General features: G+C 65.8%; 21 protein-coding genes. 5 read left to right on the forward strand and 16 right to left on the reverse strand.

Going from position 1 to position 23678, the window contains the following annotated elements:
• Positions 1-13 precede the first annotated feature (13 nt).
• Both A9513_RS29335 and A9513_RS29340 read left to right on the forward strand, forming a co-directional pair.
• Positions 14-3157 (forward strand): efflux RND transporter permease subunit, encoded by a 3144-nt coding sequence (locus A9513_RS29335; protein ID WP_024766224.1) that lies wholly within the window; start codon positions 14-16, stop codon positions 3155-3157.
• A gap of 1 nt (position 3158) precedes the next feature.
• Positions 3159-4616, forward strand: a complete 1458-nt coding sequence (locus A9513_RS29340) for an AdeC/AdeK/OprM family multidrug efflux complex outer membrane factor (RefSeq protein ID WP_065086252.1) — start codon at positions 3159-3161, stop codon at positions 4614-4616.
• 153 nt (positions 4617-4769) lie between these two features.
• On the opposite strand, the gene A9513_RS29345 is transcribed toward A9513_RS29340, so the two are convergent.
• The 12 genes from A9513_RS29345 to ubiE all read right to left on the reverse strand — a co-directional run bounded on the left by A9513_RS29345 (position 4770) and on the right by ubiE (position 15928).
• Positions 4770-5198 (reverse strand): UPF0158 family protein, encoded by a 429-nt coding sequence (locus tag A9513_RS29345; RefSeq protein WP_024766223.1) that lies wholly within the window; start codon positions 5196-5198, stop codon positions 4770-4772.
• Positions 5199-5292: 94 nt separating this feature from the next.
• Positions 5293-7239: a methyl-accepting chemotaxis protein gene (locus tag A9513_RS29350; RefSeq protein ID WP_065086253.1), complete on the reverse strand. Its 1947-nt coding sequence runs from the start codon at positions 7237-7239 to the stop codon at positions 5293-5295.
• A 464-nt stretch (positions 7240-7703) separates the two neighbouring features.
• Positions 7704-9617 carry a methyl-accepting chemotaxis protein gene (locus A9513_RS29355; protein ID WP_065086254.1) on the reverse strand — a complete coding sequence of 638 codons (1914 nt, stop codon included), beginning with the start codon at positions 9615-9617 and terminating at the stop codon, positions 7704-7706.
• 186 nt (positions 9618-9803) lie between these two features.
• Entirely contained in the window at positions 9804-10511 is a 708-nt protein-coding gene (locus tag A9513_RS29360; protein ID WP_024766220.1) for a 16S rRNA (uracil(1498)-N(3))-methyltransferase, read from the reverse strand.
• Positions 10508-11305 (reverse strand): twin-arginine translocase subunit TatC, encoded by a 798-nt coding sequence (tatC, locus tag A9513_RS29365; RefSeq protein WP_024766219.1) that lies wholly within the window; start codon positions 11303-11305, stop codon positions 10508-10510. The genes A9513_RS29360 and tatC overlap by 4 nt, the downstream gene beginning before the upstream one ends.
• Positions 11302-11814, reverse strand: coding sequence for a Sec-independent protein translocase protein TatB (gene tatB, locus A9513_RS29370; RefSeq protein WP_065086255.1), 513 nt, complete (start codon positions 11812-11814; stop codon positions 11302-11304). Before tatB ends, tatC begins: the two co-directional genes overlap by 4 nt.
• A 3-nt stretch (positions 11815-11817) precedes the next feature.
• Positions 11818-12066 (reverse strand): twin-arginine translocase TatA/TatE family subunit, encoded by a 249-nt coding sequence (locus tag A9513_RS29375; RefSeq protein WP_024766217.1) that lies wholly within the window; start codon positions 12064-12066, stop codon positions 11818-11820.
• Between the two features lie 24 nt (positions 12067-12090).
• Positions 12091-12429: a phosphoribosyl-ATP diphosphatase gene (locus A9513_RS29380; RefSeq protein ID WP_065086256.1), complete on the reverse strand. Its 339-nt coding sequence runs from the start codon at positions 12427-12429 to the stop codon at positions 12091-12093.
• On the reverse strand, positions 12419-12832 hold the full coding sequence (hisI, locus tag A9513_RS29385; protein WP_065086257.1) for a phosphoribosyl-AMP cyclohydrolase: 414 nt from the start codon (positions 12830-12832) through the stop codon (positions 12419-12421). The genes A9513_RS29380 and hisI overlap by 11 nt, the downstream gene beginning before the upstream one ends.
• Positions 12833-12915: 83 nt before the next feature.
• The gene (ubiB, locus tag A9513_RS29390) at positions 12916-14526 is read right to left on the reverse strand and encodes a ubiquinone biosynthesis regulatory protein kinase UbiB (RefSeq protein WP_065086258.1); all 1611 of its coding nucleotides are present in this window, start codon (positions 14524-14526) and stop codon (positions 12916-12918) included.
• Entirely contained in the window at positions 14523-15149 is a 627-nt protein-coding gene (locus A9513_RS29395) for an SCP2 domain-containing protein (protein ID WP_226046547.1), read from the reverse strand. Before A9513_RS29395 ends, ubiB begins: the two co-directional genes overlap by 4 nt.
• On the reverse strand, positions 15146-15928 hold the full coding sequence (ubiE, locus tag A9513_RS29400; protein ID WP_037008118.1) for a bifunctional demethylmenaquinone methyltransferase/2-methoxy-6-polyprenyl-1,4-benzoquinol methylase UbiE: 783 nt from the start codon (positions 15926-15928) through the stop codon (positions 15146-15148). The genes A9513_RS29395 and ubiE overlap by 4 nt, the downstream gene beginning before the upstream one ends.
• Before the next feature lie 150 nt (positions 15929-16078).
• On the opposite strand from ubiE, the gene A9513_RS29405 reads away from it, so the two are divergent.
• The 3 genes from A9513_RS29405 (at position 16079) to A9513_RS29415 (ending at position 17883) form a co-directional block, all read left to right on the forward strand.
• A complete protein-coding gene (locus A9513_RS29405) occupies positions 16079-16354 on the forward strand; it encodes a polyhydroxyalkanoic acid system family protein (RefSeq protein ID WP_024767449.1) in 276 nt (91 codons plus the stop codon).
• A 169-nt stretch (positions 16355-16523) separates the two neighbouring features.
• The gene (locus A9513_RS29410) at positions 16524-16934 is read left to right on the forward strand and encodes a phasin family protein (protein WP_024767450.1); all 411 of its coding nucleotides are present in this window, start codon (positions 16524-16526) and stop codon (positions 16932-16934) included.
• A gap of 10 nt (positions 16935-16944) precedes the next feature.
• The gene (locus A9513_RS29415; protein WP_038803501.1) at positions 16945-17883 is read left to right on the forward strand and encodes a phasin family protein; all 939 of its coding nucleotides are present in this window, start codon (positions 16945-16947) and stop codon (positions 17881-17883) included.
• A gap of 78 nt (positions 17884-17961) precedes the next feature.
• On the opposite strand, the gene A9513_RS29420 is transcribed toward A9513_RS29415, so the two are convergent.
• From A9513_RS29420 to phaC (A9513_RS29435), 4 genes are all read right to left on the reverse strand, one after another.
• Positions 17962-18576, reverse strand: coding sequence for a TetR/AcrR family transcriptional regulator (locus tag A9513_RS29420; RefSeq protein WP_024766499.1), 615 nt, complete (start codon positions 18574-18576; stop codon positions 17962-17964).
• A 179-nt stretch (positions 18577-18755) separates the two neighbouring features.
• Positions 18756-20438, reverse strand: coding sequence for a class II poly(R)-hydroxyalkanoic acid synthase (phaC, locus tag A9513_RS29425; RefSeq protein ID WP_065086260.1), 1683 nt, complete (start codon positions 20436-20438; stop codon positions 18756-18758).
• Between the two features lie 331 nt (positions 20439-20769).
• A complete protein-coding gene (gene phaZ / locus A9513_RS29430) occupies positions 20770-21774 on the reverse strand; it encodes a poly(3-hydroxyalkanoate) depolymerase (RefSeq protein WP_226045854.1) in 1005 nt (334 codons plus the stop codon).
• On the reverse strand, positions 21771-23450 hold the full coding sequence (gene phaC, locus A9513_RS29435) for a class II poly(R)-hydroxyalkanoic acid synthase (protein WP_065086261.1): 1680 nt from the start codon (positions 23448-23450) through the stop codon (positions 21771-21773). Before phaC (A9513_RS29435) ends, phaZ begins: the two co-directional genes overlap by 4 nt.
• Between the last annotated feature and the right edge of the window lie 228 nt (positions 23451-23678).

Raw genomic sequence — 23678 nt, forward strand, 5'->3', positions numbered from 1 at the left:
AAGGGGATTCGTCATGTCGAAGTTTTTCATTGACCGGCCCATTTTCGCCTGGGTAATCGCCCTGGTGATCATGCTGGCGGGCGGTCTGTCGATCCTCAAGTTGCCGGTGAACCAGTACCCGGCTATCGCCCCGCCGGCCATCGCCATCCAGGTGAGCTACCCGGGCGCCTCCGCCGAGACGGTGCAGGACACCGTGGTGCAGGTGATCGAGCAGCAGATGAACGGTCTCGACCATCTGCGCTACATCTCCTCGGAGTCCAACTCCGACGGCAGCATGACCATCACCGTGACCTTCGACCAGGGCACCAGCCCTGACATCGCCCAGGTCCAGGTGCAGAACAAGTTGCAGCTGGCCACCCCGCTCCTGCCGCAGGAAGTACAGCAGCAGGGCATCCGCGTGACCAAGGCGGTGAAGAACTTCCTGATGGTGGTCGGCGTCGTCTCCGAAGACGGCAGCATGACCAAGGAAGACCTGTCGAACTACATCGTCTCGAACATCCAGGACCCGCTGTCGCGGACTGCCGGTGTGGGCGACTTCCAGGTGTTCGGTTCGCAGTACGCCATGCGTATCTGGCTGGACCCGGCGAAGCTCAACAGCTTCCAGATGACTCCGGGCGACGTGAAGACGGCGATCCAGGCGCAGAACGTGCAGATCTCCTCCGGCCAGCTGGGCGGCCTGCCCGCGGTCAAGGGCCAGCAGCTCAACGCCACGATCATCGGCAAGACCCGCCTGCAGAGCGCCGAGCAGTTCAAGGAAATCCTCCTCAAGGTCAACGCCGACGGTTCCCAGGTTCGCCTGAAGGACGTTGCCGACGTGGCCCTGGGCGGCCAGGACTACAGCATCAACGCCCAGTTCAACGGCAAGCCGGCCTCCGGTATCGCGATCAAGCTGGCCACCGGCGCCAACGCGCTGGACACCGCCAAGTCGATCCGCGCCACCCTGGCCACGCTGGAGCCGTTCTTCCCGCAGGGCATGAAGATCGTCTACCCGTACGACACCACCCCGGTGGTCTCCGCCTCCATCCATGAGGTGGTGAAGACCCTGGGCGAAGCGATCCTGCTGGTGTTCCTGGTGATGTACCTGTTCCTGCAGAACTTCCGCGCCACGCTGATCCCGACGATCGCCGTGCCGGTGGTGCTGCTGGGCACCTTCGGCGTACTTGCCGCCTTCGGCTTCTCGATCAACACCCTGACCATGTTCGGCATGGTGCTGGCGATCGGCCTGTTGGTGGACGACGCCATCGTGGTGGTGGAAAACGTCGAGCGGGTGATGGCCGAGGAAGGTCTGTCGCCCCGCGAGGCGGCGCGCAAGTCCATGGGCCAGATCCAGGGCGCGCTGGTCGGTATCGCCATGGTGCTGTCGGCGGTATTCCTGCCGATGGCCTTCTTCGGCGGCTCCACCGGGGTGATCTACCGGCAGTTCTCCATCACCATCGTCTCGGCCATGGCCCTGTCGGTGATCGTGGCGCTGATCCTCACCCCGGCGCTCTGCGCCACCATGCTCAAGCCCATCGAGAAGGGCGACCATGGCGAGCACAAGCGCGGCTTCTTCGGCTGGTTCAACCGCAAGTTCCTCGCCACCACCCATGGCTACGAGCGCGGCGTCACCTCGATCCTCAATCACCGCATGCCGTACCTGCTGATGTACGTGCTGATCCTCGGTGGCATGGTCTACCTGTTCACCCGCATTCCCACGGCGTTCCTCCCCGACGAGGACCAGGGCGTGCTGTTCGCCCAGGTGCAGACCCCGGCCGGTTCGTCCGCCGAGCGCACCCAGGTGGTGGTGGACTCGATGCGCGAGTACCTGCTGGAGAAGGAAAGCAGCTCGGTGGCCTCGGTGTTCACCGTGACCGGCTTCAACTTCGCCGGCCGTGGCCAGAGCTCGGGCATGGCGTTCATCATGCTCAAGCCCTGGGAAGAGCGTCCGGGCGCGGAGAACAGCGTGTTCGCGCTGGCCCAGCGTGCGCAGATGCACTTCTTCAGCTTCAAGGATGCGATGGTGTTCGCCTTCGCCCCGCCGGCGGTACTCGAACTGGGTAACGCCGTGGGCTTCGACATCTTCCTCCAGGACCAAGCTGGCGTCGGCCATGAAGTGCTGATGCAGGCGCGCAACCAGTTCCTCGGCATGGCCTCGCAGAACCCTGCTCTGCAGCGCGTGCGCCCCAACGGCCTGAACGACGAGCCGCAGTACAAGCTGCTGATCGACGACGAGAAGGCCAGTGCGCTGGGCGTCTCGTTGGCGGACATCAACACCACCGTGTCGATTGCCTGGGGCTCGAACTACGTCAACGACTTCATCGACCGCGGTCGGGTGAAGAAGGTCTACCTGCAAGGCCGCCCGAATTCGCGGATGAGCCCGGAAGACCTGGACAAGTGGTACGTGCGCAACAGCTCCGGGGAGATGGTGCCGTTCAGCGCCTTCGCCACCGGCGAATGGAGCTATGGCTCGCCGAAACTGGCGCGCTACAACGGCGTCCCGGCCATGGAAGTCCTCGGTGAGCCGGCCCCGGGCCGCTCCACTGGTGAGGCGATGGCCGCGGTCGAGGAGATGGTCAAGCAGTTGCCCAAGGGCGTCGGCTACTCCTGGACCGGTCTGTCCTACGAGGAACGCCTGTCCGGCTCGCAGGCTCCGGCGCTCTATGCCCTGTCGCTGATCGTGGTGTTCCTCTGCCTGGCGGCACTGTATGAAAGCTGGTCGATCCCGTTCTCGGTGATGCTGGTGGTGCCGCTTGGCGTCATCGGTGCGCTGCTGGCGACGTCCATGCGCGGCCTGTCCAACGACGTGTTCTTCCAGGTGGGCCTGTTGACGACCATCGGCCTGTCGGCAAAGAACGCGATCCTCATCGTGGAATTCGCCAAGGAGCTGCACGAGCGCGAGGGCAAGCCCATCGTCGCGGCCGCCATCGAGGCGTGCCGGATGCGTCTGCGCCCGATCGTCATGACCTCCCTGGCGTTCGTCCTCGGCGTGTTGCCGCTGGCGATCTCCACCGGTGCAGGCTCCGGCAGCCAGCACGCGATCGGTACCGGCGTGATCGGCGGCATGATCACCGCGACCATCCTCGCGATCTTCTGGGTACCGCTGTTCTATGTGGTGGTCAGTACCCTGTTCAAGGACAAGCTGTCCAAGGAACAGGAAGCCACCGAGAAGGGGCATTGATATGAGAAAGTCCTTACTGTCCCTCGCGATAGCAGCCGGTGTGTTGTCCGGCTGCTCGCTGATCCCCGATTACGAGCGCCCCGAGGCGCCCGTGGCCGCGGCTTACCCGCAGGGCGATGCCTACGATGCGGCGCAACCGGCCAACGCCGGCGCCGACATCGGCTGGCGCGAGTTCTTCAAGGACCCGCAACTGCAGCGACTGGTCGAAGTGTCGCTGGAAAACAACCGCGACCTGCGCGTCGCCGCGCTGAACATCGAAGCTTACCGGGCGCAGTACCGCATCCAGCGGGCCGACCTGTTCCCGGCGGTGGATGCCAGCTTCGACGGCTCGCGCCAGCGCTTGCCGGCGGACCTGTCGCAGACCGGCAGTTCGATGATCAGCAGCCAGTACGGTGCGACCCTGGGCATCACGTCGTGGGAAATCGACCTGTTCGGCCGCCTGCGCGCCCTGCGTGATCAGGCGCTGGAGCAGTACTTCGCCACCGAAGAGGCGCGTCGCAGCACCCAGACCAGCCTGGTGGCCAACGTCGCCAACGCCTACCTGACGCTGCGCGCCGACCAGGCCCAGTTGCAGCTGACCCGCGACACCCTCGGCACTTACCAGAAGAGCTACGACCTGACCAAGCGCAGCTACGACGTCGGTGTCGCATCGGCGCTGGACCTGCGCCAGGCGCAGACCTCGGTGGAAAGCGCACGGGCGACTCTGGCGCAATACACCCGCCTGGTGGCGCAGGACCAGAATGCCCTGGTGCTGCTGCTCGGTTCCGGCCTGCCGGCGGACCTGCCGCAAGGCCGTGGCCTGGGTGACGAACTGCTGGCCACCGTGCCGGCGGGCCTGCCCTCCGACCTGCTGCAGCGCCGCCCGGACATCCTCCAGGCGGAGCACCAGCTCAAGGCGGCCAACGCCAACATCGGCGCGGCGCGCGCGGCGTTCTTCCCGAACGTCAGCCTGACCGCCAACGCCGGCACCATCAGCCCGGACCTCGGTGGCCTGTTCGACGGCGGTTCCGGCACCTGGCTGTTCAAGCCGTCGATCAGCCTGCCGATCTTCAACGCCGGCAGCCTGCGCGCGAGCCTGGACCTGGCCAAGGTGCAGAAGGACATCAACGTCGCGCAGTACGAGAAAGCCATTCAGACTGCGTTCTCCGAGGTGGCGGATGGTCTTGCCGCCCGTGGCACCTTCAACGAGCAACTGCAGGCGCAGCGCGCGCTGGTGGACGCCAGCAGCGAGTACTACCGCCTGGCCGACAAGCGCTACCGCACCGGTGTGGACAACTACCTCACCCTGCTCGATGCGCAACGCTCGCTGTTCAGTGCCCAGCAACAGCTGATCTCCGACCGCCTCAACCAGCTGACCAGCGAGGTCAACCTGTACAAGGCCCTCGGCGGCGGCTGGCAGGCCACGGCAGCTCAGGCCAAGCCGATCTCCAGCGAGGCCCCCGAAGGCCGGTTGTTCTGATCGAGAACAGAAACGCCGCCCCTTGGGGCGGCGTTTCTGTTTGGGCGGCGGGGCATGGTCCGCTGCGTGGGCGTGGCCGATCACGGACGAAGCCCGCTCCTACCGGCCAAAGGTTGCTTGCCATGGGAGCGAGCTTGCTCGCGAACCCGCGGGCTACAGCATCGCGCCTTGAGCGGCCGGCTGGATCTGGTTGTCTGCCAGCCAATCCAGCGCGCACTCGCGCAGTCGCTCACCCTGGTAGACATACCAGGCCTGCAGCAGCTCGGGATAACCCATCAGCACATGGCGGAAAGCCTTGAACGGCTTGCGCCCCTCGATGGCGTTGGCCAGGGCGGAATAGGCGTGCGGCTGTGGCACTTCGCGGAGGAACTCGCGCATCAGCTCCAGCGACTGGCCGCTGCTCAGCGGTTCGATGGGCAGCAGGCGTTCCGGCTCGCGGTGCAGCAATTCGGCCAGTTCGGGATCGGGGTCTTCTTCGGGAATCAGCAGCACCTGGCCGCTGAACAGGTCGAGGTAGTGATCGATACCCTGGGTGTCGAGCGCGAAGGCGAGTTCGTCGAGGTCGATGGTCAGCGGGCGCATGGTCACTCTCCCTATATGGCGAGTGACCGATCCTACGCCATGCGCATGACAATTGTCCCGCTGGCCGGTGCGGACGCACCGGCCAGCCGAGGCCTCACAGGCGGAAGCGCCCTACCTGCAGCTGCAGCTCGTTGCCCAGGCGCGCCAATTCGGTGCTGGAACTGGCAGTCTGTTCGCTGGCGGCAGCCGACTGGTCGGCGATCTCGCGCACCTGCACCACGCTGCGGTTGATCTCCTCGGCGACGCTGCTCTGCTCCTCGGCGGCGGAGGCGATCTGCAGGTTCATGCCCTGGATGTCGGCCACGGTGCGGGCGATCACCCCCAGCGCCTCGCCGGCGCGGCGGGTCAGCTCCACCGAACTGCCGGTCAGGCGGCGGCTGTCGTCCATGCGCGTCACCGCTTCCTGGGCGCCGCGTTGCAGGCCGGCGATCAGGCCCTCGATCTCGGCGGTGGAGGACTGGGTACGCTGGGCCAGGCCGCGTACCTCGTCAGCGACCACGGCGAATCCGCGCCCGGCCTCGCCGGCACGGGCGGCYTCGATGGCGGCGTTGAGCGCCAGCAGGTTGGTCTGCTCGGCSACCGACTTGATCACATCCAGCACGCTGCCGATCTTTTCACTTTCCTTGCGCAGCAGCTCCATGGCCTCGGCGGAGCGATCCACTTCGATGGCCAGGCGGTCGATCTGGTTCACCGCATCCCGTACCACCTGGTCGCCTTGGCGCGCCTGCTGGTCGGCCTGTTGTGCGGCGGCGGAGGCCTGCTCGGCGTTGCGCGCGACTTCCTGCACGGTAGCGGCCATTTCATGGATGGCGCTGGCGACCTGCTCGGTTTCCACGCGCTGGCTGTTCACCCCGGCGCGGGTCTGCTCGGTGACGGCGGAGAGTTCGTCAGCGGCGGTGGCCAGTTGGCTGACGCTGCCGCCGATGTGGCCGAGCAGCTGCGACAGGCTTTCGCGCATGCGCATCATCACGCGCTGCAATTGGCCCAGCTCGTCGCTGCGCTGCAGGTTGAGGTCACGGGAAAGGCCCTGGGACAGGTCGCCCTGGGCAATGCGCCCGGCCAGCTCCAGCGCCTCATGCAGCGGGCGGACGATCTGGCGGTTGATGGCCCAGCCCGACAGCATGCCGAAGGCGAGCGCCAGGAGGGCGATGAGAATCTGCCGGGTCCTGGCGGCGGCGGTCTCGGCGTCGTTGCGCGCAAGGGTGTCGTCGTAAAGGTGGCTGGCGGCTGCAAGTAGCGCTTCGCTGGCGCCGTTCAGGCCCTTGCGTGCCTGCAGCGTGGCGTTGACGCCGTCGCGGAACTGTTCGATGCCGCTGCGGTAGTTCTGCAGGTCTTTCAGGGCCGTATTCAGACCGTCGGCGGCGATGGCTGGTAACTGGTTCTGCAGCGCGGAGCCGGTGTCGCGCAGCTTGTCGAAGGCGGCGAAGGCGGCCTGTTCGGCATTGGCAGACTGCTCGAAGACGTAGCCGCGCACCTGGTAGCGCACCACCAGCAGTTGCTGGTGCAGTTGGCCGACGGCCTGGGCGCTGTGCAGCAACTGGCTATCGCCGGGTTGCTCGGCGAGCAGGTCGAAGAGCTGCTTGTCCAGTGCCTCGAAGGCCTGCAGGGCGCTCTGCGCGCTGCCCACCAGGGTGCTGCGGGCCTGGGTGCGCTGGTCCACGGCGCGGGTCAGGGCGCTGAAAGCCTCGCGGTATTCGCTCACCGCCTGGCGTGCGGCGCTCAATTGTCTGGCATCGATATCGCTGCCTTTCAGGCGCCGCTCGATCAGCTCCAGCATCTTCGTGCTGTGCTGCTCGACGCGCTCGGCCTGGCTGCGATCGCCGCCCAGTTCGAACTGCAGGCGGGCGAGGTTGGCCTGCTGGCTGAGGTCGTTGAGTTCGGTAATGGTCGCCATCTGCTCGCCGCGCCCGGCCTGGTTGTCCAGGCTGTGCAGGCCGCTGAGCAGCACCAGCAGGGTGAGGAAGAGGAGAATGCCGAAGCCCACCACCAGCTTCAGGCTGACGTTCAGGCGTCCCAGCTGTACCACTAGCCAATCGTACATGTCGAACACTCCAGGCAGGCGTCGCCACGGGATCGACGGCCCGTGGCAGGCAACAACAAAAGATCGGAGGCGAGGTGGAATCGTCGGGACGCATCTTCGTGCGTCAGAGGCTATCGGCGGGAGCTGCAGAAACTGAAGGCGCGAATTCGCCGCGGGGTTTCTCGCGTGGCGCGAGAGCTCTTGTAGGGGCGAGCTTGCTCGCGAACCGATCCCGCAGCAGGGTTTGTTCGCGAGCAAGCTCGCTCCTACAGGTGGAATCCGTGCATGGGAATGCCCTCACCCTAACCCTCTCCCAAAGGGAAAGGGGACCGTACGGTGAAGGGTGAAACCGTTGCATCAGCCGGCACGGATGGCTCCCTCTCCCTCTGGGAGAGGGCTGGGGTGAGGGGGAAGTACCAGTGCCGATGTCCGGTCTGGAGAAACAAAAAGGCCCGCATTGCGCGGGCCTTTTCATCACGGAAGGATCAGACGCGGAAGCGGCTGACCAGCACTTGCAGCTCGTTGCCCAGGCGCGCCAGCTCGACGCTGGAGGCGGCGGTTTCCTCGCTGGCGGCGGCGGTCTGCTCGGAGATGTCGCGCACGTTCATTACGCTGCGGTTGATCTCCTCGGCGACGGCGCTCTGCTGCTCGGAAGCGGCGGCGATCTGCTGGTTCATCGACTGGATGGTCGACACGGTACGGGTGATGGCGCCCAGGCGCTCGCCGGCGCGGCGGGTCAGGTCGACGGTGCTGACGGTCAGGTCGCGGCTGGTCTCCATCATCTGCACGGCCTGTTGGGTGCCGCTCTGCAGGCCGGCGATCAACTCTTCGATCTCCTCGGTGGAGGATTGGGTACGCTGCGCCAGGCCGCGCACCTCGTCGGCCACCACGGCGAAACCACGCCCGGCGTCGCCGGCACGGGCGGCTTCGATGGCGGCGTTGAGCGCCAGCAGGTTGGTCTGCTCGGCCACGGCCTTGATCACATCCAGCACGCTGCCGATCTTCTCGCTTTCGCGCTTGACCTTGAGAACCGAATCGTTGGTGCGGTCGACTTCGTTGGCCAGGCGGTCCATCTGGCCCACCGCTTCCTTGACAGCGCCTTCGCCTTCGCGGGCTTCACGGTCGGCGGTGGCGGCCGCTTCGGAAGCCTCCTCGGCGTTGCGCGCGACCTCCTGCACGGTGGCGGCCATTTCGTTCATGGCGGTGGCGACCTGGTCGGTCTCGGTCTTCTGGTTGTTCACCCCGGCGCTGGTCTGCTCGGTCACCGCGGACAGCTCCTCGGCGGCGCTGGCGATCTGCGTCACGCCATCGTGGATGCGGCCGATCAGCTCGCGCAGGGACAGGTTCATGCGCTGCATGCTCTTCTGCAACTGCCCCAGCTCGTCGTGGCGGTTGGTGGGGATATCGCGGGAGAGGTCGCCGTCGGCGATGCGCTCGGCGTGGCCCAGCACGTCGCGCAGCGGATTGACGATCTGCCCGGTGATGATCCAGGCGGCGATGCTGCCCAGCACCAGGGCGACCAGCGTGGCCAGGCCCAGCAGAGTCTTGGCGGTGGCAACGCCGGCGTCGCGTTTGGCGGTCTGGGTGGTGGTCAGCTCGTTGCTCAGCTTCTCGATCTGCTGGCCACTGTCGCGCATGCGGTCACGGGCAGCCTGGCTGTCGTTGACTTCGTTGCGGTAGTTGGTCAGCGCGTTGCGGCAAGTCTCCAGCGCATCGAGGGTGGCGCGGAACTCGTCGTTCAGCTCGGCCGGCGAAGTGCTCATGTCGCTCTTCACGCCGTCGATCAGCTTCTGCAGCCCGGAGAAGGCCGGCTGCTCCAGGTTCTGCGCGTCGGTACTGGTGTAGGCCATGACCTGCAGGCGCGCCTGCATGACGGCGCGGCCAATGCCGGCGAGGTCTTGCAGGTGCTGCAGGCTCTCGGCGCTGCCGCCAGTGACCAGCTTCTGCTCGGCCTTCTGCAGGCCTTCGCTGACGGCACCAGCGGATCTGACCAGCACCTGCTTGGCGGCGTCGCGCTCCTCGAACGACTTCAGCAGTTGGGCGTAGAGCTTGCGGTACTCCATGCTCAGTTCATGCTGCTGGTCGATGACGCGACGGTCCTCGGCCTCGGTGAACTTATCGCTCAGCGAACGATGGCGCTGGTCCAGCTTGTCCAGCGTATCGAGTACCGCCTTGGCGTCTTCCGGGGCACGAGTGGACTGGAATTTCAGACGGGCGATGCGCAGGTCCTTGGCGATGGCCACCAGCTCGGAAATCTCGCCGAGTTTGTCGCCGCGGTTGATCACATTGCTCAAGTTGATCCAGCCAGTGAGGGCGATCAGCAGGGTGAGCAGCAGCACCAGGCCGAAGCCCGATGCCAGTTTGAGTTTGACACTGAGGTTGTTGAACCAGCGAAACATGAAGGCGGCGCTCCAGGGGTTGTACGAGGCCGGTACGCATGGCTGAGCGGGAAATGCGCAGAGTGGGGGACGACCGGTAGCCCAGATATCGGCTCGATTGCCTGGAACTGAAGTGTTTCGAGTTACTTTTCTGACTGGTGGTTCACGCTGGAGGCCGCGTGGTTACTGGCCTGTAGCCATTTCAAGTTAGAACAGGCGTGCCAGAAGTGCGGTCACGGCAGTCTCGACGCGCAGGATGCGCTCGCCCAGTTGCACGGGGTTCAGACCGGCCTCGCGCAGCTTCTCCACCTCATAGGGAATCCAGCCGCCTTCCGGGCCGATGGCCAGGGTCACCGGTTCGCTCAGCGCCCGCGGGCATTCCGGCCACGGGCCCGGGTGGCCGATCAGGCCGAGGCTGCCGGCAGCGAGGGCGGGCAGGCGATCCTCGACGAAGGGCTTGAAGCGCTTCTCGATGATCACTTCGGGCAGCACGGTGTCGCGTGCCTGTTCGAGGCCGAGGATCAGTTGCTCCCGCACTGCTTCGGGTTCGAGGAAGGGCGTCTGCCAGAAGCTCTTTTCCACCCGGTAGCTGTTGAGCAGCACCAGGCGCGGCACGCCCATGGCGGCGACGGTCTGCAGCACACGGCGGAGCATCTTCGGGCGGGGCAGAGCGAGCAGCAGGGTGAGCGGCAGTTTGGACGGCGGAGCCTGATCGAAGCTGACCTGCAACTCCGCTTCGTTGGCTTCCAGGCGCAGCAGGCGACCTTCGCCCATCAGGCCACCGAGGCGGCCGACGCGCAGGCGGTCGCCGCTTTCGGCGCGGTGGACTTCCTGCAGGTGGGTCAGGCGGCGGTCGCGCAGGATCACGCGATCCGCCGCGACGAAGTCGGCATCGTCGAGCAGCAGCAGATTCACTGGCGGGTGGCCGGCGGCTGGTCGCCCTTGGATTCGTCTTCCTCGGTTTCCGGTCCGCGCTTGCGGATCAGGTGGCTGAACAGCACGCCGGCCTCGAACAGCATCCACATCGGCACCGCCAGCAGGGTTTGCGATAGCGGGTCCGGCGGAGTGAGGATCATGCCGACGACGAAACAGCCGATGATCACGTAGGGGCGGATCTTCTTCAGGTAGGCCACGTCGACTACGCCGATCCACACCAGCAGCACGGTGGCGACAGGAATCTCGAAGGCCACGCCGAAGGCGAAGAGCAGGGTGAGGAAATCCAGGTAGCTGTTGATGTCGGTCATCGGCGTCACGCCTTCCGGGGCCTGGCCGAGGAAGAAGTGGAACATCAACGGGAACACCAGGAAGTAGGCGAAGGCCATGCCGGCGTAGAACAGCACGATGCTGGAGGCCAGCAGCGGCAAGGCGACGCGCTTCTCGTGCTTGTACAGGCCGGGCGCGATGAAGCCCCAGACCTGGCCTAGGATCACCGGCATGGCGATCAGTACGGCGACGATCATGGTCAGCTTCAGCGGTGCGAGGAAGGCCGACGCCGGGTCGATGGCGATCATGGTCGCGCCTTCGGGCAGGAAGCGCCGCAGCGGCTCGGAGGCCAGCGCATAGATCTTCTGCGAGAAGTACAGCAGGCCGATGAAGATCACGAAGATCGCCACCACGCAGCGCAACAGGCGCGTACGCAGTTCGGTCAGGTGCGAGACCAGGGGCATTTCCTGGTCTTGTTCGGGCTGGTCGGGTTTTTCGGCGCTCATAGGGTACGCGGCGTCTCGGAAGAAGCGGGCGGCTGGCTTGCGGCAGTCGGTTGGCTCGGCTGGTCGGCTTGCGTTGCCTGCGGCGCAGCAGGCGCCGGCTGCTTAGCGGCAGGCGGGGCAATACCCGCGCCCGGCAGGCTGTTCAGCCGGCTATTGGGCGCGATGGTCGGCGCCGCGGGCGGTTCAGCGGGCGCGTCCTGGCCTTCGGGCTGGGCCGGCTGTTGCGGATTGAAGGCTTCCCGGGCCTGGTCCTGCAGGTCGGTCAGCGGCGCCATCAGCTTCTTGGCTTCCTGTTCCATCTGCAGGATGTGCTCGTTGTGCAGCTGGCGGCGGATTTCATCCGCGCCCAGCTCGCGCTCCACTTCCGTCTTGATGGCGTTGAAGCTGCGCTTGAGCCGTCCGATCCACAGGCCGGCCGTGCGCGCGGCGCCCGGCAGGCGGTCGGGGCCGAGCACCAGCAGGGCGACGAGCCCTACCAGCAGCAGTTCGCTGAAGCTGATACCGAACATGAATCAGTCCTTGCGCGCCGGCTCTTCGACCTTGTGCGCCTGGGCGTCGATGGTGTGCGGCTGGTTCAGCGGCGGAGTGCCGGCAGCGGCGTTCGGGTCCTTCTTCTCGTCTTCCTCGGTGTTCATCGCCTTCTTGAAGCCCTTGATGGCTTCGCCGACGTCCGAGCCGAGGTTCTTCAGGCGCTTGGTGCCGAAGACCAGGACCACGACGATCAGGATGACGACCCAGTGTTTCCAGTCAAAGATGCCCATCTTGTTCTCCTCGAGTTGTTCGTATCAGGCCGACGGTTGGCGCGCGGCTTTTTCGTCATGCCCGGAAAGACCGAAGCGGCGGTCCAGCTCGTCCAGTACTGCCTGCGGGTGCTGGCCAAGGGCGGCGAGCATCACCAGGGAGTGGAACCAGAGGTCGGCCGTTTCGTAGATCAGGTCCGTGCAGTCACCGCTGGTGGCGGCGTCCTTGGCGGCGAGAATGGTTTCCACCGACTCTTCGCCCACCTTCTCCAGGATCTTGTTCAGGCCCTTGTGATACAGGCTGGCCACGTAGGAGCTGTCCGGTGCGGCATTCTTGCGCGCTTCGAGGACTTCCGCCAGACGGGCGAGGGTATCAGTGCTCATGGGGGTTTCCTGTACCTACGTGGGAGTAGATGGCATCCGGGTCCTTGAGGACCGGGTCGACGGTCTGCCAGGCGCCGTTCTCGAACACCCGGTAGAAGCAGCTCTCGCGGCCGGTGTGGCAGGCGATGCCGCCCAGTTGCTCGACCATCAGGATCACCACGTCGGCGTCGCAGTCCAGGCGCAGCTCGTGCAGTTTCTGCACGTGCCCGGAGTCCTCGCCCTTGCGCCAGAGCTTGCCGCGCGAGCGCGACCAGTAGATGGCGCGGTTCTCGGCGGCGGTGAGGGCCAGGGCCTCACGGTTCATCCAGGCCATCATCAGCACGCGGCCGGTGCGATGGTCCTGGGCGATCGCCGGCACCAGTCCATCGGCATTCCACTTGATTTCGTCCAGCCAGTCTTTCATCTCGGGTTCCGTACAGCGGGCACGCTCTGTGCCCGGAGCCACTGTATACAACGCTTAAGTGTGCCAGTCAGTGGGGCGACTGGCTATCGGCGCAGAATCAGATACAGACCGCCGGCCAGCATCGCCCAGGCTGGCCAGGCGGCGAGGCTGTGGGTGGCGAGGCCGGTTTCGGCGGCGCCGGCGACCAGCACCGCGCCGATCAGCCGCACCGGCCAGGCGGCCGCGCCGGGGCCGCGGGTTTCGACGACCAGGCGCTTGTCCGGGTCGGGATCGTGGGACAGCCGCTCCAGCGTCTCGCGGGTCATCTGCGCCAGGTGCGGCAACTGCTCGATATGTTGCTGGGCGTTGCGCAGCAGGGTGCCGGGGCTCATGCGCTCGCGCATCCAGCGTTCCAGGTAGGGCTGCGCGGTGGTCCACAGGTCCAGCTCCGGGTAGAGCTGGCGGCCCAGGCCTTCGATGTTCAGCAGGGTCTTCTGCAGCAGTACCAGCTGCGGCTGCACTTCCATGTTGAAGCGCCGCGCGGTCTGGAACAGGCGCAGCAGCACCTGGCCGAAGGAGATGTCCTTGAGCGGCTTCTCGAAGATCGGCTCGCACACGGTGCGGATCGCCGCCTCGAAATCGTTGACTTTGGTTTCCGCCGGCACCCAGCCCGAGTCGATGTGCAACTGGGCGACCTTGCGGTAGTCGCGCTTGAAGAAGGCGATCAGGTTGCGCGCCAGGTAGTCCTGATCCTCGTCGGTGAGGCTGCCGACGATACCGCAGTCCACCGCAATGTACTGCGGGCTCCAGGGCGTGCGGGTGCTGACGAAGATGTTGCCGGGGTGCATGTCGGCGTGGAAGAAGCTGTCGCGGAACACCTGGGTGAAGAAGATCTCCACACCGCGCTCTGCCAGCGCCTTGAAGTCGGTGCGCTGGTCGCGCAGGGTTTCCAGGTCGGTCACCGGAATGCCGTAGATGCGCTCCATCACCAGCACCTTGGGGCGGCACCAGTCCCAGTAGACCTGGGGCACGTAGAGCAGCGGCGAACCTTCGAAGTTGCGCCGCAGCTGCGAGGAGTTGGCCGCTTCGCGCAGCAGGTCCAACTCGTCGTAGATGGTCTTCTCGTAGTCGCTGACCACTTCGGCCGGGTGCAGGCGGCGGGCGTCGGCGGAGATGCGCTCGGCGGTGCGGGCGAGGATGTGCAGCCAGGCGATGTCGGAGCGGATCACCGGCTCGAGGTTCGGGCGGATGACCTTCACCACCACGTCCTCGCCGCTCTTCAGCTGCGCGGTGTGCACCTGCGCCACCGAGGCGGAGGCCAGCGGTTCGCGCTCGAAGCGGGAGAACACCTGCTCGATCTTCGCGCCGAGCTGCTGTTCGATGAGTGCCACTGCCTGTTCCGGCGGGAAGGGCGGCACCTTGTCCTGGAGGAAGGCCAGCTCCAGGGCGATGTCGTCGGGCAACAGGTCGCGGCGGGTAGAGAGTATCTGGCCGAACTTGATGAAGATCGGCCCGAGGTCTTCCAGCGCCAGCCGGATGCGCGCGCCCCGGCTGAGCCCCAGCGGTTTGCGCGGCAGCCAGCGCCAGGGCAGCAAACCGCCCAGCAGGCGCAGCCACCACGGCAGGAAGGGCAGTTCGAGGACCATGTCGTCCAGGCGGTAGCGGATGGCTACGCGCTGGATGCGCAGCAGGCGGCGGAAGGCGAGCAGCTTCATGCGTCGGGTTTGATCTTCTGGGTCAGGCGGGTGATCCGCGCGTCGAGGCGGTCGAGGGACATCTTCAACTGGTCCAGCTCGGCGAAGCGTGCTTCGGCTTCGTGCTGGCCGACCAGGCTGCGGCTCTCCTCGGCGAGGTAGTCGGCGAGGCTCAGGCGCAGGCTTTCCAGGCTGTCGCCGGCCCAGGCCATGCCGCCGCGCAGGCGCGCGCCGAGCAGGTGCGCGGGCACCGGGCCGAGCCAGCGGGAGACTTCATACTCCCAGTCCAGCTCCAGGCTCTGGAGGATATCGGCCAGCTCCAGCAGCATCGCGCTGTCGCCGCCCATGGCCACTTCAGGGCTGTGCAGGACACGGGTCTTGTCCTTGGCCAGCGCCAGTTGCAGCAGGCTGCCGGCCGGCGCGACGAGGGTGCAGTCGGCCTGCGCCTCGTGGTGCGCGGCGAGGTGCAGGCCGTCGGCGTCGGGCAGGATGAACAGCCTGAGCGCGGGCGCCTGGCAGTCCACTTCCAGCACCTTGCCGGCGAGCCGGCCAAGGCGCTTCAGCGCCACGCCATCGAGCCGCAGCACGCGGTTGACGGTGGCTTCGGCGCTGGCCAGGGCGGCCTGCAGGAGCAGGGTCATCAGGGCTTGATGCCGCGGTGCAGGGCGACCACGCCGCCGGTCATGTTGTGGTAGGTGACGCGGTCGAAGCCGGCCTCCACCATCATCGACTTCAGCGTTTCCTGGTCGGGGTGCATGCGGATCGATTCGGCCAGGTAGCGGTAGCTCTCGGCATCGTTGGTCACCAGCTTGCCCATCAGCGGCAGCAGGGTGAAGGAGTACGCGTCGTACGCCTTGGACAGCAGGCTGCTGGTGGGCTTGGAGAACTCCAGCACGAGCAGGCGGCCGCCGGGCTTGAGCACCCGCAGCATGGAGCGGATGGCTTCGTCCTTGTGGGTGACGTTGCGCAGGCCGAAGGCGATGGTTACCGCGTCGAAATAATTGTCGGGGAACGGCAGCTTCTCGGCGTCGGCCTGAACGAAGCTGACGTTGCCGGCGACGCCGCTGTCGAGCAGCTTGTCGCGGCCGACCTTGAGCATCGAGGCGTTGATGTCGGCCAGCACTACTTCGCCGGTCGGGCCGACCAGGCGGGAGAACTGGCGGGTCAGGTCGCCGGTGCCGCCGGCGATGTCCAGCACCCGGTTGCCGGCGCGCACGCCGGACAGCTCGATGGTGAAGCGCTTCCACAGACGGTGGACGCCGCCGGACATCAGGTCGTTCATCAGGTCGTACTTGGCGGCGACCGAGTGGAACACCTCGGCGACCTTCTCGGCCTTCTCGCTCTCGCGCACGGTCTTGTAGCCGAAGTGCGTGGTGGGATCGGCGCTGTCCTGGCCGGCTTGGGGCTTGCGCGGTTCGCTCATGGCGTTTCTACCCTGGAAGTCAGTGGCGGGCATTCTAACAGGATGCGAAGAAAACGCCGCCCCGCTCGCCGCCGCAAGAGGGATGCCGGGGTGCGGCGATACGGCGCGGCGCGTATCATCTGGATAGTCAGTCACTCGCGGAGTTCCAGCATGTCCCGTATCCACGTCGAACGTTCCCACTCCCTCGGCCTCGAAGCCGCCCGCGCCAAGGCGGAGAAGCTCGCCGACAAGCTCGGCCGCGAGCACGGCGTGAGCAGCGAGTGGCAGGGCGACACCCTGCTGTTCAAGCGCAGTGGCGTGGACGGGCGCATCGAAGTGGGCGCGGACAAGGTCGCGGTCGACGTGAAGCTGGGCCTGATGCTCTCGGCCATGGGCGGCCTGCTCAAGGGCGAGATCGAGCGCGCGCTGGACAAGGCGCTGGCCTGATACCTTGCGGCCCCGCTCCCTGCGGGGCCAGGCCGCTTTCGGGCGGCGCCGGCTTTCCTACAAAGCCTGGTATGTGTTTTCTAATTTTCCCCGATACCTTGGCCCACAGTCCCGCCTTTCGCGGGCAGCTGTTCGACATCATCGAATCAGAACCCTGTGAGGTGCCACCATGGCCAAGGCTGTCAGCAAGAAGAAAGTCGTAGAACTCGAATCCTCCCTCTACTCCGATGCCAAGCACTACGCGCGGCAGATCTGGCTCGCGGGCCTGGGCACCTACGCCAAGGTGGGCCAGGAAGGCAGCGAGTACTTCAAGGAACTGGTCAAGTCGGGCGAGTCCGTGGAGAAGAAAGGCCGTGACCTGGTGAACACCCAGATCGACGCCGCCAACGACAGCGTCAAGGGTCGCCTGCACAGCGTCAAAGCCAAGCTCAACTTCGACAGGATCGAGGAAGCGTTCGATGCGCGTGTCGCCTCCGCCCTCAATCGAATCGGAATTCCCTCCAGGCGTGATGTGGAGGCGCTCTCTGCTAAGCTGGATGAGCTGAGCGCAGTGCTCGAGCGTGTCGCGAGAACCCAATAAGGAGAGCAGGATGGCTGGCAAAAAAACTACCGATAAAAAAGAGTCCAGTTGGATCGGCGAGATCGAGAAATACTCGCGGCAGATCTGGCTGGCTGGCTTGGGGGCCTACTCGAAGGTCAGCAAGGACGGCAGCAAGGTGTTTGAGACCCTGGTCAAGGACGGCGAGAAGGCTGAGAAACTGGCCAAGACCGAAGTCGAGGGTGCGGTGAAGACTTCCACCCGTTCCGCGAAGGCGCGCGTCGATGCCGTCAAGGGCGCCGCGATCGGCAAGTGGGGCGAGCTGGAAGAGGCCTTCGACAAGCGCCTGAACAGCGCGATTTCGCGCCTGGGCGTACCGAGCAGCCGTGAAGTGAAGGATCTGCACAGCAAGGTCGACAGCCTCACCAAGCAGATCGAGAAACTCACCGGCGTCAGCGTCAAGACCGCCAAACCGGCCGCCAAGGCCGCCGCCAAACCCGCAGCGAAAGCAGCCGCGAAACCCGCTGTGAAGACCGCAGCGTCCAAGCCGGCGGCCAAGACCGCTGCGAAGCCTGCTGCCAAACCGGCTGCCAAGCCCGCCGCGAAAACCGCTGCGAAGCCGGCTGCCAAGGCTGCTGCGAAACCTGCTGCCAAGCCTGCCGCGAAACCGGCTGCCAAGGCCGCGGCCAAGCCTGCTGCCAAACCGGCCGCCAAGCCCGCTGCTGCGAAAGCCGCTGCGAAGCCGGCAGCCAAGCCTGCGGCGAAACCGGCTGCTGCCGCCAAGCCTGCCGCTGCGAAACCTGCAGCCAAGCCGGCCGCGGCGAAGAAGCCCGCCGTGAAGAAACCCGCTGCACCCAAGGCCGCCGCCAAGCCGGCTGCTCCGAAGCCGGCAACCGCTCCGGCCGCCACCCCGGCACCGTCGGCCCCTGCCGCCGCGCCGGCCGTGACGCCGTCCGCTGCCGCTCCGGCAACGCCGTCGTCCCAGGCCTGACCGGTCTGTTGCAACACCCACGCCCGGCCTCGTGCCGGGCGTTTTCATTCTCCCAAGGGAAAAGCTTGCGGGGAAAAGTCAGGGGGCGAGGTAGCGCTTGGCGAGGCGCTCGGCGATCAGCTGCGAGTCGGGGCGCAGGTGCGGCGCCACCAGCATCATCACCTGGAACACCACGTGGCGGACATCGCCCTCGTGGCCGAGGATGCGCTGGTAATCCAGCGAGAACAGCAGGGTCAGGGTGATCTGCTCGACCAGTTGGCCGAGGGCCTCGGTATCGCTGAGCAGTTCGTCCTGCGCCTTGAGTTGCGCCAGCAGGGTGGCCAGCGTGCGCTTGAGCTGGTTGAGCCAAGCGCGCATGCCGCGGGCCAGTTTGGGCAGCTTTCCGGAGAGGTTGGAGAGGTCCTGGAAGAGGAAGCGGTAGTGCGCCAGGCGCTCGACGATCAGGTGCAGGAACAGCCAGTAGTCTTCGGCGCCCAACCGCACGTCCTCGGGCGGGTCGAGCAGTGGCGCGAGTTCGTCCTGGAAGCGCTCGAACAACGCCAGCACCAGCGGCTCCTTGCCGTGGAAGTGGTAATAGAGATTGCCCGGGCTGATGCCCAGTTCGGTGGCGATCTCCAGGGTTGAAACGTTGGGCTCGCCCTGCTCGTTGAACAGCTGCAGGGCGCATTCGAGAATCCGGTCGCGCGTTTTCATCCGTGTTCTTGTTCCAGCCGCGGTGGAGCCGACGATAGCCGTGGGGAGGGTGGCTGCCAATGGCTGCGCGGCAAACTTCTGCACGGAGCGTTCTTTGCGCTGCGTCCCCCCATCCTGCAAGAGCCTTTACGGTGCCAGCTGTGGAGGTGGGGCGGGCAACCCGTATCGGGTTGCCGCGCTCAGCGCACGTGCACGTACGTTCCCGGCGCGGCCTCTTTCGGTGGATGCTCGGCGTTGCCCAGCTCGAAGCTCACCGGGCGGCGCTCGCCCGAGCGCTGCTGGATCCACTCCAGCCACAGCGGCCACCAGCTGCCTTCCTGGCGTTTGGTGTCGTAATACCAGGCGCGCGGGTCGGAGCTAATCTTGCCGTTCTCGAAATAGCAGGCCTTGGGGTTGCCCGGCGGGTTGAGGATGCTCTGGATATGCCCGCTGTTGGACAGCACGAAACGGCTGTCGCCACCCAGCAGTTGAGCCGAGCGATACACCGCGTCCCACGGGGTGATGTGGTCGGTGATGCCGGCGACGTGGAAGTTGTCCACGGCCACCTTCTTCAGGTCGATGGCGCTGCCGTTGACCTCCATGGCGCCGGGGCGGGCCAGCGGGTTGTGCTTGAAGAAGTCGAGGAAGTCGCCGTGCAGCGCGGCGGGCAGGCGGGTGTTGTCGTTGTTCCAGTAGAGGATGTCGAAGGCAGGCGGCTGCTTGCCCAGCAGGTAGTTGTTGACCCAGTAGTTCCAGATCAGGTCGTTGGGGCGCATCCAGGCGAACACCTTGGCCATGTCACGGCCGTCGAGAACGCCGTGCTGGTAGGAGCGGCGCTTGCTGCTCTCCAGGGTCTGCTCGTCGGCGAACAGCGCGGCGGGAGTTTCCACCTGGCTGTCCAGCAGGCTGACCAGGTAGGTCGCGCTGGCGATCTTGCGCAGCTGCCGGCGCGCCTGCAGGTGGCCCTGCAGGGCTGCGATGGTCAGCCCGCCGGAGCAGGCGCCCATCAGGTTGACGCTGCGGCTGCCGCTGATGGAGCGGCACGCCTCGATGGCTTCATCCAGCGCCGTGACGTAGGTCGACAGCCCCCATTCGCGATGACGCGCGTCGGGGTTGCGCCAGCTGACCATGAATACCTGCAGGTTATTCTTCAGGGCGTACTGGACGAAGCTCTTCTCCGGCGACAGGTCGAAGATGTAGAACTTGTTGATCTGCGGCGGGACGATCAGCAGCGGCTTGGCATGCAGGTGTTCGCCCATCGGCTTGTACTGGATCAGCTCCAGTACCTCGTTGCGGAACACCACGGCACCGTGCGTGGTGGCCAGGTTCTGGCCGATCTCGAAGGCGCTGCGGTTGACCTGGCTGGGCATGCCGCCGTTGTGCATCAGGTCGTCGAGCAGATGCTGCACGCCCTTGAGGACGCTCTGTCCGCCGGTATTGAACAGCTCTTTCACCGCCAGGGGGTTGAGCAGCGTGTTGGACGGCGAGGCGGCGTCGGAGAGGATCGACAGCAGGAACCGCGCGCGGGCGCGGTCGTCGGGCTTCAGATCGCTCTCGTCGACCCACGCCAGCAGCTGCTTCTGCCAGGCCAGGTAGGCCTGCACGGTACGCCGGTACAGCGGGTTCAGCCGCCAGGACGGGTCCTGGAAGCGCGCGTCCTGCGGGTTGGGTTGCAGCGGCGAGTCGCCGATCAGCACCTTGCCCACCTGCTTGCCTAACGCCGCCAGGTGCTTCGCCGAATGCATCGGCTGGCGCACGCCCTGCAGCGCCAGCATGCGCAGGGTGGACAGCATGTCCTTGCCGCGCAGGCCGACTATCGCACTCTGCGCATTCATGTATTGGGTGGGAACGGGGACGCTACCAGGCTCAGCTTTCTCTCGCATGAACAGCACTCCGTAAAGGGTCCGACCTGCCGAAGGCGAAGCAAGGGCTGTACCGGACTCGCGAGGAGCCCGTTCCAGACGCTTGTCGCCGGTTCGAGGGATGTGCACGGGTATCGACGCGAGAGGAAACTGCCCGAAAACAGGGCAGCGGATCAGCAGCCGGGTTGCCCTGCGGACACCGGTGAGGGGGGCCGCAGCGCTGTCCCGATTCAGGCGCTACGTGTCGATACCCGTGAACACGCCTGTTTGTTGTTCGGCTCTTTAAAAAAAGTGCCTGCATAGCGATCGGTCAAGGCAGGATGACCTCGAACTGTGACGAAGCCGTGATCCGTCAGCTGGCCTTGGGAGTGAATGGCCGGGGGTGGATGACAGCGCGCTGCCGTTCCTCCTGGAGGAACTTCATGATGATCGGCGCCACGGTTTCGGCACGGGTCACCAGGAACAGGTGGCCGTCGTCGATCACGTGGAGCTCGGCGTTGGGGATGCGCCAGGCCAGCATGCGCATGTTGATCAACGGGATGATCGGGTCGTCGTCGCCGGCGAGGATCAGCGTCGGCTGACGGATCTTGTGCAGCCAGTGGATGCTGGTCCAGCCGAGGCCGGCGAACAGCTGCCAGTAGTAGCCCATCTTGCCGGACGAGCGGACCTTGCTGGCGAATGCCATGGCCAGCTTGGGATCGCGGCGGAAGGCGCCGCCGTAGATGTCCGGCGCGATGTGCACACCGTAGGACGGCTGGATGTAGCGCCGCGGGCTGGCCATGCGCCAGAGCACCTTGGGCTTGCCCGGCACCATCACCGCGCCAGCGGCAGTGGCGGCGAGGATCAGCTTCTTGCAGCGCTCGGGATAGTCATGGGCGAACTGCTGCGCCAGGGCACCGCCCCAGGACACGCCGATGGCGGTCACCTGGCCGTAGTCCAGGTAATCGAGCATCCGCGCGGCCAGCTTGGCCAGGCCGGGGAAGCGGTACGGCGTGCTGGGTGTGGACGAGCCGCCGACGCCGGGAACGTCGAAGGCGATCACCTCCAGGTCCGGGTCGAGCGCGGCGACGAAGGGGAACACCAGTTCGAGGTTGGCGCCGATGCCGTTGAAGATCAGCAGCGGCGTCATGTGCTTCTTGCCCGGGCGCACGGCGGTGCGGATGGTCTGCCCGTCGAGTTCGATGGTGCGGAACTCGAAGGGTTGCGCCGCCGGCGCCTTGCTCGGCAGGATCTCCTCGCCGCTGCGTTTGCTGCGTGCGCGCCGGCTCGTCGGCGCGGCCACTTCCACGGCCGTCGACGATTCTGGGGAGTTGGCGTCGTCCACGGCGCCGGCTTGCGGGAGGAGTTCTGTTTTCATCGTTCGTGTACGTAGGTTCCGGGGGAGGCTTCGCCAGCCGGGTGGGCCTTGTTGCCCAGGACGGTCGGTGCCTTTTTCAGCTTGCCTGCGCGCTCGGCCAGCCATTGTTGCCAGTGCAGCCACCAGGAGTCGGCGTGCTTGCTGGAGTTTTCCTGCCAGGTCTTGGAGTCGACGGAGAGGTCGGGGCCGGTCATGAAGCGTGCCTTGGGGTTGCCCGGCGGGTTGAGGATGCTCTGGATGTGCCCGCTGTTGGACAGGATGAATTCGCACTTGCCGCCCAGCAGGCGGGCGGAGCGGTAGCAGGCTTCCCACGGCGTGATGTGGTCGGACAGGCCGGCCACGCAGTAGAAATCGCAGGTGACCTGCTTGAGGTCGATCGGCGTGCCGGAGACTTCCAGCGCGCCGGGGCGGGTCAGCGGGTTGGTCTTGAACATCTCCACCAGCTCGCCGTGCAGCGCGGCCGGCAGGCGCGTGGTGTCGTTGTTCCAGAACAGGATGTCGAAGGCCGGCGGCTCGTTGCCCAGCAGGTAGTTGTTGACCCAGTAGTTCCAGATCAGGTCGTTGGGACGCATCCAGGCGAACACCTTGGCCATGTCCTTGCCTTCCAGCACGCCGGACTGGTACGAGCGGCGCTTGGCGGCTTCCAGGGTCTTCTCGTCGGCGAACAGGGCGACCTGGGTGTCCAGTTCGAAGTCGAGCACGCTGACCATCTGGGTAAAGGCGTGCACCTTGTTCTCGCCCAGCGCCGCGTAGTGGCCCAGCAGGGTGACGGTGGTGATGCCGCCGGAGCAGGCCCCGAGCATGTTCAGGTCCTTGCTGCCGGTGATCTTCAGGACCACGTCGATGGCTTCCTTGAGCGCCTCGATGTAGGTGGTCAGGCCCCACTCGCGCTGCGCCTTGGTCGGGTTGCGCCAGCTGACGATGAAGGTCTGGATCTGGTTGCGCAGGCTGAAGCGCGCCAGGCTCTTCTCCGGCGACAGGTCGAAGACGTAGAACTTGTTGATCTGCGGCGGCACTACCAGCAGGGGGCGCTCGTGCACGCTCTCGGTGATCGGCTTGTACTGGATCAGCTCCAGCACGTCGTTGCGGAACACCACGGCGCCTTCGGTCACGGCCAGGTTCTTGCCGACCTCGAAGGCGTCCATGTTCACCTGGCTGGGCATGCCGCCATTGTTCACCAGGTCCTTGGCCAGGTGGGTGAGACCGTCGAGCAGGCTCTTGCCGCCAGTCTCGAAGAAGCGCTTGACCGCTGCCGGGTTGGACAGCGTGTTGGTCGGTGCCATGGCCTCGGTCATCAGATTGATGACGAACTGGCCGCGGCTGATGTCCTGGGGCGACAGGTCGCTCTCGCCCATCCAGGTGTGCAGCTCCTTGCGCCAGGCCAGGTAGGTCTGCAGGTAGCGGCGATAGAGCGGGTTCTGGCTCCAGGCCGGGTCGTTGAAACGGCGGTCGTCGTCCGACGGCTTCAGTTCGGACTTGCCGAGCAGCACGTTCTTCAGCTCGAGGCCGAAGTGGGTCACATGCTTGGCGCTGTGGAAGGGCTGCTTGATCGCTTGCAGCAGCACCATGCGGGCAGAGGTGAGCAGATCCTTGCCGCGAATCCCGATCACCGGGTTCAGGGCAAGTGTGTTTTCCGCGGCTTGCTGGGGTAGATCGCTGTTGTTCTTCTGGGTCATCGGCGACGCTCCATTGTCCTGAGACGCATACTGGCGGGGCTCACCTTCGTGACATGAGGCCAAGTACTGCTCGGGGTTGCGGAACGTGGAGACAGCTCCACGCGATTCATCTACTTGGCGGCATCACTGGAAGTTCAGGAGACCACGCTCTGTGCACTGTAACTCCGTACATTGCACTGCCTTGGTTACCCGAGTTTCCTTCGCCGCGCAAGCTGGTGCAGCGTGGGC

The sequence above is a fragment of the Pseudomonas sp. AU12215 genome, assembly GCF_001675465.2.
Lineage (GTDB): Bacteria > Pseudomonadota > Gammaproteobacteria > Pseudomonadales > Pseudomonadaceae > Pseudomonas > Pseudomonas nitroreducens.

Bases quoted from the DNA above. Each gene is read 5' to 3' on its own strand.
- A9513_RS29335 (WP_024766224.1), top strand. From the start codon at position 14: ATGTCGAAGTTTTTCATTGACCGGCCCATTTTCGCCTGGGTAATCGCC.
- A9513_RS29340 (WP_065086252.1), top strand. From the start codon at position 3,159: ATGAGAAAGTCCTTACTGTCCCTCGCGATAGCAGCCGGTGTGTTGTCC.
- A9513_RS29345 (WP_024766223.1), bottom strand. From the start codon at position 5,198: ATGCGCCCGCTGACCATCGACCTCGACGAACTCGCCTTCGCGCTCGAC.
- A9513_RS29355 (WP_065086254.1), bottom strand. From the start codon at position 9,617: ATGTTTCGCTGGTTCAACAACCTCAGTGTCAAACTCAAACTGGCATCG.
- tatC (WP_024766219.1), bottom strand. From the start codon at position 11,305: ATGAGCGCCGAAAAACCCGACCAGCCCGAACAAGACCAGGAAATGCCC.
- tatB (WP_065086255.1), bottom strand. From the start codon at position 11,814: ATGTTCGGTATCAGCTTCAGCGAACTGCTGCTGGTAGGGCTCGTCGCC.
- A9513_RS29375 (WP_024766217.1), bottom strand. From the start codon at position 12,066: ATGGGCATCTTTGACTGGAAACACTGGGTCGTCATCCTGATCGTCGTG.
- A9513_RS29380 (WP_065086256.1), bottom strand. From the start codon at position 12,429: ATGAGCACTGATACCCTCGCCCGTCTGGCGGAAGTCCTCGAAGCGCGC.
- hisI (WP_065086257.1), bottom strand. From the start codon at position 12,832: ATGAAAGACTGGCTGGACGAAATCAAGTGGAATGCCGATGGACTGGTG.
- ubiB (WP_065086258.1), bottom strand. From the start codon at position 14,526: ATGAAGCTGCTCGCCTTCCGCCGCCTGCTGCGCATCCAGCGCGTAGCC.
- ubiE (WP_037008118.1), bottom strand. From the start codon at position 15,928: ATGAGCGAACCGCGCAAGCCCCAAGCCGGCCAGGACAGCGCCGATCCC.
- A9513_RS29405 (WP_024767449.1), top strand. From the start codon at position 16,079: ATGTCCCGTATCCACGTCGAACGTTCCCACTCCCTCGGCCTCGAAGCC.
- A9513_RS29410 (WP_024767450.1), top strand. From the start codon at position 16,524: ATGGCCAAGGCTGTCAGCAAGAAGAAAGTCGTAGAACTCGAATCCTCC.
- A9513_RS29415 (WP_038803501.1), top strand. From the start codon at position 16,945: ATGGCTGGCAAAAAAACTACCGATAAAAAAGAGTCCAGTTGGATCGGC.
- A9513_RS29420 (WP_024766499.1), bottom strand. From the start codon at position 18,576: ATGAAAACGCGCGACCGGATTCTCGAATGCGCCCTGCAGCTGTTCAAC.
- phaC (WP_065086260.1), bottom strand. From the start codon at position 20,438: ATGCGAGAGAAAGCTGAGCCTGGTAGCGTCCCCGTTCCCACCCAATAC.
- phaZ (WP_226045854.1), bottom strand. From the start codon at position 21,774: ATGAAAACAGAACTCCTCCCGCAAGCCGGCGCCGTGGACGACGCCAAC.
- phaC (WP_065086261.1), bottom strand. From the start codon at position 23,450: ATGACCCAGAAGAACAACAGCGATCTACCCCAGCAAGCCGCGGAAAAC.